Origin of the sequence: Peribacillus sp. TH27, from assembly GCF_016650915.1 — a bacterium.
GTDB lineage: Bacteria > Bacillota > Bacilli > Bacillales > DSM-1321 > Peribacillus > Peribacillus butanolivorans.
On the sequence record NZ_JAEKEV010000003.1, the window covers coordinates 136,939 to 151,108 of the forward strand.

Genomic DNA, 14,170 nt, shown 5'->3' on the forward strand with positions numbered 1-14,170 from the left:
GCCGATTATTAAGAAGTGACAACTTGTATGGTACTTTACTGTGTGGTAGTCGGGCATCTTTTGACAATAGTGGATGATGATTAGAAGGGTTTTCCCCCTTTTTTGAGACTCATATAATGTATTGATCGGACAAAATTGTTGAAGGCGTTAAACGAATGAAAAAACTGTGTGGCAAAACAAGCAAAACTAAAAAAGCAGTGGATGTCTGTGAGGGAAAAATCCAATTAGTTGGATTTGGCACATTTGAAGTGCGCGACTGGGCAGCCTGAACTGATAGAAACCCACAAACAGAAGAAGAAATACATATTGCAACTTCAAGAGTTCCCGCTTTTAAAGCAGGTAAGGAATAAAAAGAAGCTGTTAAATAAATTTATTTAATGATAATCGTGAAAAGGGCTCTGGAGATGATATAGTCACCAGAGTTTTTTTGTTTATGTAATTTTTTATTTAAGTGTACTTTTGAAATTTATTATCACTTTACTTAATCTTTACCTTTACAATTTTCCCTCCGGCTTTTTTACCTGCCTGTTCCAATAATTTCGCAAATTTTTTCTTTGTCTCTGTATCCTTCTTAATCTTTTTCATTTTTATATCCCTCGCAATTTAATATTCTTGCTAAATAGTATGACCATGGAAAAGGGAATTCATACTTTATCCGGTTCTAATGCTTGCTTTTCCCCACTATATTGTTAGTAAAGTGGAAAACTGACAAAGTGACCTTAAGGTATTTTCCCATTTTTGCAGAATGTGAGGAGAGAGGAGGGAGGGGATGTCGTCTTTGAACCCTTTTTTCAATGAATGGAAGAAAACGAATCCTAAAGAAAAAGTTATTCAAAAAAAATCTTTGGAAAATCCATCACATCAAATAACGTCGGTGAGAAAAGTGAGAAAGGACAAGCAGCATGATATTAAATTCCCTGTAGATTATGTTATGAAGGTCAAGCTCCGGACGCTTTGCCAAGCATTAAGCCCCAAATATCATCAAAAGACGGGAAAGCCTTTGACACAAACGGCCTGTAATACTTTGTTGCTGCGGTTTGGACTAGCAAGGTGGAGGGATGTGGATTATGTTATGGATTACAAAGACACGAAGGAATATATGCATACCTACCTATTGGAAACGGAATATGGTCAAAAAGGGGGCTTACATGAAGTCGCGATTTTGAAGGATCTTTCTGATCGTAGAGTCGTTTATTTCATGATCCATCATGCTGTTTCCTGGCTGGAAAGAGGGGGTTCCGTTGAAGAAATCCTATAGTCAATTCAGTCTTCTATCGAACAAGCTGCTTTATGGGACTAAGGAAAAAAAGGGTTTTTTAGATTACCTATTGCCTAAATATAGGTATCTACAGATTGAGGTACCCTATTATGAATATTTGAGAGGTGAGGTATTCGTTGAAGACATTAAGGACTTGTTTGAAGAGGCTCCTCAAAATTTGACATTGTATCACCTGATTGCCCTCTTGTATTTTGATTTTCTGGAACAAGTGAAAAAAGGAGCCAAATATGACCAGCTATGTTCCTTTTTGATTTCTTCCAAGAAAAAATTTCTTCAACGCCCGATGATCGAAAAAAGGGTGTTGAAACAGGTGACAACCAATCTTTTCTCTTTTGAGCAAAGGGAAGAAGAGATGGAGGTAACATCAGAAGAAAAACAAGCGGAGATTACACTTCGGATCAAGGAGTCAGAGATTTACCGGGGAGAGGTCTTTCTTCATGACATATCACCGTACTTAATGGATGAAGAACTCACTGTCGAGGATTTACTGGTGATTTTGTTTATGGACTTTCTACAAAGAATTAAAGAAAAGGGAAACTCCAGTCAAACCATGAAGGCCATTTTATTGAACTATGAGGATTATTTTTAATGAGAGAGCAGAGGACAATCATGAAAAAAGGATAGGTGTTAACCACTATCCTTTTTTTTTATGGACTTATACACATTGAATGAATGAATAAATGGGTCATTAAATCATTTATGTAGGTTACTTTATTGTTCAAGCTCATTTGACCGTACATATTGGAGTAATGTTTTTCTTAGTTTGAATCCTTTCAAAAAAGGGAAAAGTCCACCACTTATATTCTCAAACCTCATAAAATATTGAAGGTCGAATTAGAATTAAGACTAAGGTTTAACTTGTTTGTATTCAAAATAATAAAATTAGTAATCTTTATGTATAGAAGAGTGGTTACATGGGAATCATGAGAATAAGCAAATAGAAAAGAGGGGGGAAGACAAGGATTTAATTAATAATAATAATCTCCAAGTTACTTAGTATAATAGAAAAAAGGTTAAGGAGTTGGTTTCGTATGGAGAAGCAATTGCCTGGAACACCACTAGAACCTGAAGTGATGGCTGAAATGGTTTTAAAAAAGGCTCTCAGCGATTACAGGAAAGCCCAAATTGAAAAAAAAATCGATGAATCATTGAAAATGCGTAATAAGGAAGAGTTTATTCGTTTAACAGATGAATTAAAGAGTATTTCTTAAACTTTTGTACACGCAAAGTAAAAACGCATACAGAAATTTTTTTATAAAAAATAAGGCTCACAATGTAAGAAATTCTTGAATTGGTTTGATTCTTAAAGTTTTGGAGAATAGTAGGAATATTGAAAAATCCATTAAGGAAAAAGGCACGAAAAAATAAAAATAGAAGCGCAGTCGCACTTCAAAAGCTGGTGAGGTTCAATATTATAGGATATCCCCTTACCTTCAATTTGGGTGGACATAAAATTTAATTATGAGAAACATTCTAAGTAAATAGGAATCTATAGTATTATAGTATTTTACATTGTAAGCGCTTTCTTGTATAATTATGATAATCAAATGCGTGGAACCATAATGGGGTAAGTAAACCGTAGTAGGGCCTATCTTCATGTTGATCCTTTAGTTTCACTAATTTTGTAAATATTTTTTGTAAGGATATGAATTAAGATAGCAATTGATGGCTGTCTCAAAAATAATAATTAATTGAAAATCGGGTAAATTTGTGAAAAGCAATTTGACGGTATAAGAGAATGAGAGTTTGTGCATCAAGATGAAATGGAAGTTGCAAAGGGGGGAAAAGAAATGAAAAAAAATGGTGTTTCGTTAGCCGAATTTGTTCAGGAAGACCGATTTGAACTCAACTCCTACCTTACTTCTCTATTTAATAAACTTAATGACTATGTCCCCAAAAGTCTTAAAGATAAAAGAAATCAATAACAATTAGTTAACAGGAAATAGTGACTTAGGAAAAGCTTTTAAACTTCCTGAGTCACTTTCTTTATTATTGATTCTTGGTTAAGGATGCAAGAACCTCTTTAGATTGCATCCCCTGGTCTTATGTTATTCTTAGCAGGAATTAGTACAGTATTATGTTAATTAGCATTCGTTTATTTCATTATTTGCAGCAAAAATATACCCTAAGGGAATTCTAAAAAATGATCAGCCATTGAAATTTAGAAAGATATTTTAAAATAAATAAAAAAACAAAGGAATGGAGGGATCCAAACAATAGATTTACCTTCACTAAAATATCAGCTTTCCTGATGAATTGCCTTATTTCGTTAACACTGTTTTTCTCAGATTAGGTTTGGCTCTTGTTATCCCTAATCGATTCTCTTTCTCCTGCTATAGTACTTTTTGTGTTCACTTATTAGCAAGTTTTTCAGCATGCTCTATGCCCTATGTTGTAAGAACAGAACATTAATAAGAAGTTTAGAGATTAGAAGTCATGTAGATAGAAAGCTTTATATAAGGATGAATTTAAAAAAATGGAGGGGAAAAGGTTCTGATAATGGATTTTATCCAGGAGGATTGATTTGAACTACACCATATGTTCGATCAGGGTATAGCTTAATTAGTGAATTGGGAAAGCATGGGGAGCAGCTGGTGATGTTTTTTAAAAGAGCAGAATATTCAAGGTAAATGAACCTAGTAAATTAGTATTTGAAAATATCAATATCGAGATTGGATTTTACATCGTGCAATTGTATACAACACAATCAAGATAGTCCTTACCTACGAATTCATCTCCATATAGATGTCATGGTACTCTAAGTATTCATACTTAATTTCCTTTTAGTTATCGGTCCTCTGAATCGACAAAAAGAAGATGTTTGTTTAAAAAAATACAAAAAAGTGTTTACAAGGAAAAAATTCATTGTAGTATTTCCTTATAAAGTAAATGAAATCGATTTCATTTTTAGATTTACCGTATAGGCAACCTGTATTCAGGAGATAAAGTGTCTAAACGCTTGAGGTAATTATAGTCATGTCGCAATGATTTTTATATTTTACTTCAAAAAAAGAAAAGGTAATTTAATAAGACTATTAGGATTTTGAATGATCTGAGTTTTGGAAGCTTTCTTTTCAATTAGAGATTTAGAAGATAATGAAATCGATTTCATTACTAGCCTTATTACAAATTGAGTCTATAACTACTAAACTATTACCGTTGAAAGTAAGAAATCTATTTGTTTGGTCTAAAAATACCTGACAAAGAATTAAAATGCGGATGGTATTTAAAGTTAAATGAAATCGATTTCATTTAACCTTTAATCACAAAAGACTGATAATTTCGAAAAAACAAGGAGGAAAAAAGCATGTCATCAGTAACACATGAGGTTAAAAAATTAAAAAACTACATAAATGGTGAGTGGATTGAATCCACCTCAAAGCAAACGGAGATCGTCGTTAATCCTGCAACTGGTGAGGCGATTGCCGAAGTGCCACTTTCAACTAAAGAAGATGTGGATCGTGCAGTTCAAGTTGCGAATGAAGCGTTTAAAAAATGGTCGCAGGTAGCCGTTCCAAAAAGAGCTCGCATATTGTTCAAATATCAGCAGCTCCTAGTAGATAATTGGGAGGAACTTGCGAAACTTGTTACCATCGAAAATGGAAAAAGTTTATCAGAATCAATCGGTGAAGTACAGCGAGGCATCGAGTGTGTGGAGTTTGCCGCGGGTGCACCTACACTTATGATGGGCAAACAGCTTCCAGATATTGCGACAAACATTGAATCGGGTATGTATCGTTATCCAATCGGTGTAATTGGCGGTATCACACCGTTTAACTTTCCGATGATGGTCCCTTGCTGGATGTTCCCACTTGCAATTGCATGTGGCAATACATTCGTGTTAAAGCCATCTGAGCGTACACCACTTCTTGCAGCACGTATTGTTGAACTGTTTGAGGAAGCGGGTCTTCCTAAAGGTGTATTGAACATTGTAAATGGCGCACATGATGTGGTAAACGGGCTTCTTGAACATAAAGATGTGAAAGCTATCTCATTCGTTGGTTCACAACCAGTTGCTGAATATGTTTATAAAACAGGTACGGCCAACTTGAAGCGCGTTCAGGCACTTGCAGGAGCAAAAAACCACTCGATTGTCTTGAAAGATGCCAATCTTGATATGACAGCAAAAGAAATTACAAGTGCGGCTTTCGGCTCAGCTGGTGAACGTTGCATGGCAGCTGCTGTTGTTGTAGTAGAAGAATGTGTAGCGGAGGAGTTAGTTGAAAAATTAAAAAAGGCTGCAGATACCATTACAATCGGTAATGGCCTAGACGACGGCGTTTTTCTTGGACCAGTTATCCGGGAAGGGGCTAAGCAACGGACTATTAGCTATATTGAATCCGGTGTAGCGCAAGGGGCGACCCTTGTACGTGACGGCCGTAAAGACGAGGCCGCAAGTGGAAATGGTTACTACCTTGGGGCTACGATTTTTGATCATGTAACACAGGAAATGAAAATTTGGCAAGATGAAATTTTCGCTCCGGTCCTCTCCATAGTCCGTGCGAAAGATTTAACAGAGGCCGTTGAGATTGCGAATGCATCCGCTCTTGCTAATGGCGCTTGCCTATATACAGACAGTGCAGCTGATGTACGCCAGTTCCGTGAAACAATTCATGCGGGTATGCTGGGCATTAACGTGGGGGTTCCCGCACCTATGGCATTCTTCCCATTCTCTGGATATAAAGATTCATTCTATGGTGACCTTCATGCAAACGGGACAGACGGTGTGGAGTTCTACACTCGAAAAAAAATGGTGACTGCACGCTACGTGAAGTAATCGTATAAATCCCATAGAAAATAAATGAAGTCTGGTCCGTTTAGATACGGGCCAGATTAATCCAATTTTTTGCCTGAGAAACAAGGAGGTACATATGAGCAAATTACTGAAAAAACCAGGAAAACTTGAGGTTGGTGAAGGTGTTACAGTTGTTCAGGAAGTAACGAAAGTAAATTCTCCATTAGAATTTGTTGAGTTTAAAATAGTTGAGTTAGCTTCACACTCTAAATATTCAGAATCATTAAATAAAACGGAGTGTTGTATCGTCGCTTTGACTGGAAAGATCAACGTGACAGTAGGCGAAGAAACATTCCACGATTTAGGCACACGTGAAAGTGTGTTTGAAAAGGTGCCGACGGACAGCATCTACATATCGAATAACAACCATTTTCAAGTAGAAGGTATAACTGAAGCCCGCGTAGCACTATGTTATTCCCCTTCTGAAAAGCAACTTCCGACCAAATTGATTAAAGCAGAGGATGTTGGTGTTGAACAACGAGGTATTTTGAGTAATAAACGGATGGTGCATAATATTTTGCCGGATTCGGATCCGTCAGCGAACAGTCTTCTTGTGGTCGAAGTCTACACAGAAAGCGGCAACTGGTCGAGCTATCCTCCGCATAAACATGACCAGGACAACTTACCAGTAGAGTCGCAATTAGAAGAGTCTTACTACCATGAAATGAATCCACCTCAGGGTTTTGTCTTCCAGCGTGTTTATACGGATGACCGTTCGATTGATGAGACCATGACTGTCGAAAACGGAGATGTTGTCCTTGTACCGGCGGGGTATCATCCGGTAGGGGTACCGGATGGTTATGAATCTTATTACTTAAATGTCATGGCTGGCCCGACGAGGACTTGGAAATTCTACAATGATCCAGATCATGAATGGATCTTAAAGCGGTAAAAAAAAAGAAGGAGCTGTTAATTGGATGAACTATACATTTAGTACCGATAAGGAGTTTGACTTGATTGCTATCGGCCGTGCCTGCCTCGACTTAAATGCCAATGAATATAATTGCCCGATGGAAGATACCATGACGTTTACAAAATATGTGGGCGGTTCACCTGCCAATGTTGCCATTGGCAGTTCAAAATTAGGTTTGACTGTTGGATTCATCGGCAAGCTTGCGGATGACCAACACGGACGATTTATCGAGCGGTATATGCGCGAAGCAGGCGTGGATACATCAAATATGGTGATTGATCAGAAGGGGCATAAAACGGGACTAGCATTCACAGAAATCAAAAGTCCTGAAGAATGTAGCATCCTTATGTATAGAGATAACGTAGCCGACCTTCAATTAGCGCCTTCAGAAGTAAACGCAGAATACATCAAAAAATCAAAAATTCTACTTGTTTCTGGAACGGCCTTAGCGCAAAGCCCATCACGTGAAGCTGTGTTAAAAGCGGTCAGTCTGGCGAAAAAACATCATGTAAAAGTCGTATTTGAATTGGATTACCGTCCGTATACCTGGAATTCTATTGAAGAAACCTCTGTTTATTATTCTTTAGTAGCAGAGCAATCAGACATTTTGATAGGCACGCGTGATGAATATGATGTAATGGAAAACACCGAAAAAGGTACAAACGAAGAGACTGTCCGTTACTTGTTTAACCATTCCGCAGATCTAGTGGTCATCAAACATGGTGTCGAGGGTTCATATGCTTATGCCAAATCGGGCGAAGTATTTCAAGCGAAGGCTTATAAAACGAAAGTATTAAAAACCTTTGGCGCAGGAGATTCATATGCTTCCGCTTTCTTATATGCATTAGTGAGCGGCAAAGAGATTGAAAGCGCCTTAAAATTTGGAAGTGCTTCTGCTTCAATAGTAGTAAGCAAACATAGCTCTTCTGAAGCTATGCCAGTTGTAGAAGAAATTGAGGAACTAATTGCCGAACGAGTGTAAGCAAATTATCTACATAGAGGTGAGCAAAGGATGGGAAAAGTGAGGCTAACAACAGCCCAAGCTTTAATTAAGTTTTTAAATCAGCAGTATATTCACGTTGACGGTGAAGAGTATCCATTTGTCGAAGGGATTTTTAATGTATTCGGTCATGGAAATGTCGTTGGAATTGGTCAGGCTCTTGAACAGGATGCGGGCCACTTGAAAGTGATTCAAGGAAAGAATGAGCAAGGAATGGCGCACGCAGCAATCGCCTATAGTCGCGAAATGCTCCGCCGCAAAATTTATGCCGTTACCACATCGGCCGGTCCAGGTTCTGCTAACTTAATAGCGGCAGCTGGTACAGCACTTGCTAATAATATTCCTGTCCTTTTGCTCCCGGCAGATACATTTGCCACACGCCAGCCTGATCCGGTGCTTCAGCAACTTGAGCATGAGCACAGTACGGCGATAACTACTAATGACGCTTTTATGGCGGTATCAAGATATTGGGATCGCGTCACTCGTCCAGAGCAGCTCATGTCAAGTCTGATTCGTGCATTTGAAGTGATGACCGATCCTGGAAAAGCGGGTCCGGCGACGATTTGCATCTCGCAGGATGTAGAAGGAGAAGCATTCGATTACGATGAACGATTTTTTGATAAACGCGTTCATTATTTGGATCGGAAAGCGCCAGTGGAACGGGAACTGAATGGAGCTGCAGATCTGATTAAAGCAAGTAAGAAGCCAATCATTATCGTCGGAGGAGGAGCAAGGTATTCCGGTGCACGTGATATTTTAATCAAGCTATCAGAAAAGCATAACATACCACTTGTGGAAACGCAGGCTGGTAAATCAACGGTGGAATCATCTTTTACTAAGAACTTGGGCGGAGTGGGCATTCTTGGTACAATGGCTGCCAATAAAGCAGCCCGCCAGGCAGATCTCGTAATTGGTGTCGGGACACGTTATACAGACTTTACAACGTCTTCTAAAACTGCTTTTAATTTTGAAGACACGAAGTTTTTGAACATTAATGTCAGCCGTCTTCAGACATATAAGCTAGATGGATTTCAAGTCGTCGCGGATGCAAAAATAGCGCTTGAGCAACTTGAGGGGTTACTAGAGGGATACGAAACAGAATTTGGTGAAATGTTTGCAGAATGGAAGGAAGATTGGCTTACCGAACGAGACCGTTTGAGTAGAGTGACATTCAATCGTGAAAATTTTACACCTGAAATTAAAAGCCAATTTTCACAGCAAATCTTGAATGAATACTCAGATGCATTGAAAACTGAATTGGCACAATCCACTGCGATGATCGCAATTAATGATACAGTCAATCCGGACAGTGTGGTCGTCGGTTCAGCCGGATCACTTCCGGGGGACTTGCAGCGTCTTTGGCATACGACAGTTCCGAACACGTACCATCTTGAATATGGCTTCTCCTGCATGGGCTACGAAATTGCAGGAACTTTAGGAGCGAAGCTTGCTCATCCGGACCGGGAAGTCTATTCAATGGTAGGAGACGGCAGTTTCTTAATGCTCCATTCTGAATTGATCACGGCCATTCAATATAATCATAAAATCAATATTTTATTGTTTGATAACTCAGGCTTTGGCTGTATTAACAATCTGCAAATGGAGAATGGTAGCGGCACTTATTGCTGTGAGTTCAGAACACATGACAATCAAATTATGAATATTGATTACGCAAAAGTTGCAGAAGGATACGGAGCCAAGACTTATCGGGCTAATACTGTTGATGAATTGAAAGCCGCTTTGGAAGATGCAAAAAAACAATCAGTATCTACATTAATTGAAATGAAAGTACTTCCGAAAACAATGACAGATGGCTATGACGCTTGGTGGAATGTTGGTGTGGCAGAAGTTTCTGAACAAGAAAGTGTTCAAAAGGCATATGAAGCGAGGCAAGAAAAATTAAAGACCGCCAAACAATATTAAAAGGAGGAATTCAGAAAATGCAGGAGATTTTATGGGGGATTGCCCCAATTGGTTGGCGTAATGATGACATTCCGGAAATAGGGGCTGAGAATACCTTATCCCACCTTTTAAGCGATATTGTCGTGGCAGGATTTCAGGGGACAGAAGTAGGTGGTTTCTTCCCTGAACCAGCCGCCCTGAATAAAGAACTTCAGCTTCGAAACTTAAAAATCGCTGGTCAGTGGTTCAGCAGCTATATCATCCGTGATGGTATCGAAAAAGCAGAACAGGATTTCCATAAGCACTGCCAATATTTACAGGCTGTCCATGGGGATGTGGCGGTTGTATCCGAACAGACTTACAGTATTCAAGGTGGAGAGATCAATGTATTTAAGGGAAAACCTTACTTTACAGATGAAGAATGGGGAATATTGTGTGTCGGACTAAATAAGCTCGGGAAAATCGCGAGTCAGTACAATTTGAAGTTGGTATATCACCATCATATGGGGACAGGAGTTCAGACATTGTCTGAAATTGATCGTCTTATGGAAAACACCGAAAAAAACTTGGTTCATTTGCTATATGATACTGGACATATTTATGTATCAGATGGTGAGTACATGACACTGTTAAGAAAGCACATTGACCGCATTGGACATGTCCATTTTAAAGATGTAAGACATAAGGTCCTGGAGAAGTGTCGGAAAGAAGAAAAATCGTTTCAAGAGTCTTTTTTAGCTGGTATGTTTACAGTCCCTGGTGACGGGTCCGTTGACTTTGTGGAACCTTTTCATACACTTCTTGACCATCAATATAAAGGGTGGATTGTTGTAGAGGCTGAACAAGATCCATCTGTTGCCCATCCATTAGAATACGCGTTAATCGCTCGCAAATATATAAATGACAGATTGCTCCTAGTTCAAGATTAAAAACTAGAAAGAAGTGATTCATTTGAATAATGAGGGAAATCAAATGGCATTCTTACGCAAGATTATTATTATCTCGACGTTAGGCGGTCTTTTGTTTGGATATGATACAGGTGTTATTAATGGCGCATTGCCGTATATGTCAGAAGAAGACCAACTTAACCTCAATTCACTTACGCAAGGTCTTGTTGCCAGTTCACTTCTTTTAGGCGCGGCACTTGGAGCGTTTTTAGGAGGCCGGCTTTCGGATTATGCTGGTCGCCGAAAAAATATTCTTTTCCTTTCGATACTATTCTTCTTTTCTACGATTGGATGTACGCTTGCACCGAATGTTACGGTCATGATAGCTTGCCGTTTTCTACTCGGACTTGCTGTTGGGGGAGCATCTGTAACCGTTCCGACTTATTTGGCGGAAATGTCTCCTGCTGAACGACGCGGACGAATTGTTACTCAGAATGAATTAATGATTGTAAGTGGGCAGTTGCTCGCATTTATCTTCAATGCCATTCTTGGTACAACAATGGGCGACAGTTCTCATGTATGGCGTTACATGCTGGCTATAGCGGCACTTCCAGCTATCCTTCTTTTCTTCGGAATGCTCCGGTTGCCTGAAAGTCCAAGGTGGCTAGTATCAAAGAAGAAAAATGCCGAGGCTCTGAACGTTTTGAAAAAAATACGCAATACAAACCAGGCAGAATCAGAATATCAGGGAATTAAAGAAACATTCGTTGAAGAAACCAATGTTAAGAAAGCTACATATAAAGATTTAACCGTTCCATGGATACGGAGAATTGTTTTTCTTGGAATGGGGATTGCGATTGTCCAGCAAATAACAGGCGTCAACTCGATTATGTACTATGGTACCCAGATTTTAAAAGATGCAGGCTTTGCAACAAAAGCTGCATTGATTGGAAATATTGCAAACGGTGTCATCTCCGTTTTGGCCACGTTTTTAGGTATTTGGCTACTTGGTAAAATTGGGCGTCGTCCAATGCTTATAACTGGATTGATTGGAACAACGACGGCCCTTCTATTGATTGGCATCTTCTCTTCCCTCCTTGAAGGAACGGCTGCTCTTCCATATGTTATTTTATCTTTGACTGTTACGTTTCTTGCTTTCCAGCAGGGAGCCATTTCACCGGTTACTTGGTTGATGCTTTCAGAGATTTTCCCACTTCAAGTACGTGGGCTTGGTATGGGTGTTACCGTATTCTTCCTTTGGATAGTGAACTTCCTAATTGGTTTAACGTTCCCGGTTTTACTTGATAAAGTCGGATTGTCTACAACATTCTATGTCTTTGCGATTTTAGGTATATTGGCTATCACATTTGTGAAAAAATGTTTGCCAGAAACGAGAGGGCTTACACTTGAACAGCTTGAACAAAACTTCCGTAACCATGGAAAAGATCCTGTTAAAGAAATAACAAAAATAGTATAAGAGATATAGGTTAATTGGCATAAATGCAGATACGTATAATAGGAGGAATATAGTCATGACATTAAATATCGGCGTAATAGGAACTGGAGCAATAGGACGGGAGCACATTAAAAGAATTACAAACAAATTATCCGGCGGGAAAATTGTCGCTGTAACTGATGTGAATGAAGAAGCGGCGAAGCAGGTCGTAAACCAATATGGACTTGAGGCGGTCGTGTATCCGGATGACAAATCACTTGTATCAGATGAAAACGTGAATGCTGTACTTGTGACAAGCTGGGGACCAGCCCATGAACAAAACGTATTGAATGCGATTGAAGCCGGAAAATATGTGTTCTGTGAAAAGCCACTAGCGACAACAGCGGAAGGTTGCAAGAGAATTACCGAAGCGGAAATGAAACACGGGAAGCGTTTGGTACAAGTTGGTTTTATGCGCCGTTATGACAGCGGTTACGTACAATTGAAAGAAGCCATTGATAGAAATGAAATTGGCGAGCCGCTCATGGTCCGTTGCGTACACCGTAATCCAGAAGTGGATGAGAACTACACAACGGATATGGCGGTCGTTGATACATTGATTCATGAAATTGATGTATTGCACTGGCTAATCAGCGATGATTACAAATCCGTTCAAGTAATTTACCCGAAGAAAGCAAGTCGTGCGCATGCTAACTTAAAAGATCCTCAAATCATCATATTGGAAACGAAAAGCGGGATTGTTATTCAAGCAGAAGTATTCGTAAATTGTAAATATGGCTATGATATCCAGTGTGAAGTCATTGGTGAAGACGGTGTTGCGTATCTTCCTGAACCGGCAAGTATCGTTACTAGGAAAGGTGCAAAACGCAGCACGGATATTTTAATAGACTGGAAAGACCGCTTTATGGATGCGTATGACATAGAATTGCAGGATTTCATAGATTCTATTAAACAGACAGGTCAGCCAAATGGTCCGACTTCATGGGACGGATACATTGCAGCTGTAACAGCTGATGCTTGCGTAAAAGCACAGGAATCAGGCCAAAAAGAACCGGTTGATCTGGCTGAGAAACCTGATTTTTATACGGGGAAAATCACAGTACAGTGAACTTCGTAACACAAACTATGTGGTGTTGTGGTAAAAATAATTACATTCAAATTGGAGGAAACGACGATGAAACTAGCATTAGATCCAACGATGTATGCCAATTTATCTTTAAAAGAAATGGTCGATAAAACGGCGGAATTAGGCTATGAATATATCGAACTATCACCGCGTGAAGATTTTTGCCCATTCTATAAATATCCTAAAGTAGATAAAGAACAGATTAAAAATTTGAAGCGCTGGTGCAGCGACGCGGGTGTGAAGATCTCATCCTTGCTTCCACTTTACTACTGGGCTGGTCCTGATGAGGACCGCCGCCAGGCTGCAGTTCGCAACTGGAAACGCGCCATCGAAGTGGCAGTGGAATTGGATGTTGATTTGATGAACAGCGAATTTAATGGTTCTAAATTCAATGAAGTTGTATGTGAAGAAAAATTCATTAAATCAATGGATGAGCTCATTCCGGTTTTTGAGAAAGAAGGCGTTAAACTGAACTTACAGGCGCACCCATTCGATTTTATCGAAACACATGAAGGAGCGATGGATATGATTCGTGCTCTTGACCGCTCATGGATCAACCTTGTATATTCAACCGCCCATACGTTTTTCTACGATGATGGAAAGGGTGATATTGCCCCAATGTTTGATTCTGCCGGTGATCGCCTACAACACGTATTGTTTGCCGATACATTCAATCATAAAGCATCCAACGGACTCCGTTATATCGTCAACCCTCCAGGTGTTGAAGCAACCGTTCACCAGCACTTGAACATCGGCGAGGCAGAAGTTGACTTTGATACGATCTTCAGAAAGCTGAATGAAATGAATTTTGA

12 protein-coding genes and 1 pseudogene are annotated in these 14,170 nt (G+C 39.4%); all 13 read left to right on the plus strand.

All coding sequences use genetic code 11. From position 1 onward, the window contains the following. The first annotated feature begins 155 nt into the window (after positions 1 to 155). Positions 156 to 350 (plus strand): annotated as a pseudogene (locus JFU24_RS29575) (HU family DNA-binding protein). Positions 351 to 769: 419 nt separating this feature from the next. Further along, positions 770 to 1,258 carry a hypothetical protein gene (locus JFU24_RS29580; RefSeq protein WP_201184468.1) on the plus strand — a complete coding sequence of 163 codons (489 nt, stop codon included), beginning with the start codon at positions 770 to 772 and terminating at the stop codon, positions 1,256 to 1,258. After that, a complete protein-coding gene (locus JFU24_RS29585) occupies positions 1,242 to 1,868 on the plus strand; it encodes a hypothetical protein (RefSeq protein WP_201251058.1) in 627 nt (208 codons plus the stop codon). The genes JFU24_RS29580 and JFU24_RS29585 overlap by 17 nt, the downstream gene beginning before the upstream one ends. 442 nt (positions 1,869 to 2,310) lie before the next feature. Further along, positions 2,311 to 2,490, plus strand: a complete 180-nt coding sequence (locus tag JFU24_RS29590; RefSeq protein ID WP_056521479.1) for an IDEAL domain-containing protein — start codon at positions 2,311 to 2,313, stop codon at positions 2,488 to 2,490. A gap of 537 nt (positions 2,491 to 3,027) precedes the next feature. Then, complete coding sequence (locus tag JFU24_RS29595; protein ID WP_201251059.1) at positions 3,028 to 3,204, plus strand: hypothetical protein; 177 nt, start codon at positions 3,028 to 3,030, stop codon at positions 3,202 to 3,204. A gap of 1,382 nt (positions 3,205 to 4,586) precedes the next feature. Then, positions 4,587 to 6,056: a CoA-acylating methylmalonate-semialdehyde dehydrogenase gene (locus JFU24_RS29600; RefSeq protein WP_201251060.1), complete on the plus strand. Its 1,470-nt coding sequence runs from the start codon at positions 4,587 to 4,589 to the stop codon at positions 6,054 to 6,056. A gap of 94 nt (positions 6,057 to 6,150) precedes the next feature. Next, on the plus strand, positions 6,151 to 6,966 hold the full coding sequence (gene iolB / locus JFU24_RS29605) for a 5-deoxy-glucuronate isomerase (protein WP_201184464.1): 816 nt from the start codon (positions 6,151 to 6,153) through the stop codon (positions 6,964 to 6,966). Between the two features lie 25 nt (positions 6,967 to 6,991). Beyond that, complete coding sequence (gene iolC, locus JFU24_RS29610; RefSeq protein ID WP_201251061.1) at positions 6,992 to 7,969, plus strand: 5-dehydro-2-deoxygluconokinase; 978 nt, start codon at positions 6,992 to 6,994, stop codon at positions 7,967 to 7,969. 30 nt (positions 7,970 to 7,999) lie between these two features. Beyond that, the gene (gene iolD / locus JFU24_RS29615) at positions 8,000 to 9,910 is read left to right on the plus strand and encodes a 3D-(3,5/4)-trihydroxycyclohexane-1,2-dione acylhydrolase (decyclizing) (RefSeq protein WP_201251062.1); all 1,911 of its coding nucleotides are present in this window, start codon (positions 8,000 to 8,002) and stop codon (positions 9,908 to 9,910) included. A gap of 17 nt (positions 9,911 to 9,927) precedes the next feature. After that, positions 9,928 to 10,818 carry a myo-inosose-2 dehydratase gene (gene iolE, locus JFU24_RS29620; protein ID WP_201184459.1) on the plus strand — a complete coding sequence of 297 codons (891 nt, stop codon included), beginning with the start codon at positions 9,928 to 9,930 and terminating at the stop codon, positions 10,816 to 10,818. Between the two features lie 22 nt (positions 10,819 to 10,840). After that, positions 10,841 to 12,253 (plus strand): sugar porter family MFS transporter, encoded by a 1,413-nt coding sequence (locus tag JFU24_RS29625; RefSeq protein ID WP_201251063.1) that lies wholly within the window; start codon positions 10,841 to 10,843, stop codon positions 12,251 to 12,253. A gap of 55 nt (positions 12,254 to 12,308) precedes the next feature. Next, the gene (locus tag JFU24_RS29630) at positions 12,309 to 13,340 is read left to right on the plus strand and encodes a Gfo/Idh/MocA family protein (RefSeq protein WP_201251064.1); all 1,032 of its coding nucleotides are present in this window, start codon (positions 12,309 to 12,311) and stop codon (positions 13,338 to 13,340) included. Positions 13,341 to 13,406: 66 nt separating this feature from the next. Then, positions 13,407 to 14,170, plus strand: a 764-nt coding sequence (locus JFU24_RS29635; RefSeq protein ID WP_201251065.1) for a sugar phosphate isomerase/epimerase family protein, incomplete at its 3' end; no start/stop codon positions are given.

Excerpts from the sequence above, each read along its gene's own strand:
- JFU24_RS29580 (WP_201184468.1), top strand. The coding sequence starts at position 770 with ATGTCGTCTTTGAACCCTTTTTTCAATGAATGGAAGAAAACGAATCCT.
- JFU24_RS29590 (WP_056521479.1), top strand. The coding sequence starts at position 2,311 with ATGGAGAAGCAATTGCCTGGAACACCACTAGAACCTGAAGTGATGGCT.
- JFU24_RS29600 (WP_201251060.1), top strand. The coding sequence starts at position 4,587 with ATGTCATCAGTAACACATGAGGTTAAAAAATTAAAAAACTACATAAAT.
- iolB (WP_201184464.1), top strand. The coding sequence starts at position 6,151 with ATGAGCAAATTACTGAAAAAACCAGGAAAACTTGAGGTTGGTGAAGGT.
- iolC (WP_201251061.1), top strand. The coding sequence starts at position 6,992 with ATGAACTATACATTTAGTACCGATAAGGAGTTTGACTTGATTGCTATC.
- iolD (WP_201251062.1), top strand. The coding sequence starts at position 8,000 with ATGGGAAAAGTGAGGCTAACAACAGCCCAAGCTTTAATTAAGTTTTTA.
- iolE (WP_201184459.1), top strand. The coding sequence starts at position 9,928 with ATGCAGGAGATTTTATGGGGGATTGCCCCAATTGGTTGGCGTAATGAT.
- JFU24_RS29630 (WP_201251064.1), top strand. The coding sequence starts at position 12,309 with ATGACATTAAATATCGGCGTAATAGGAACTGGAGCAATAGGACGGGAG.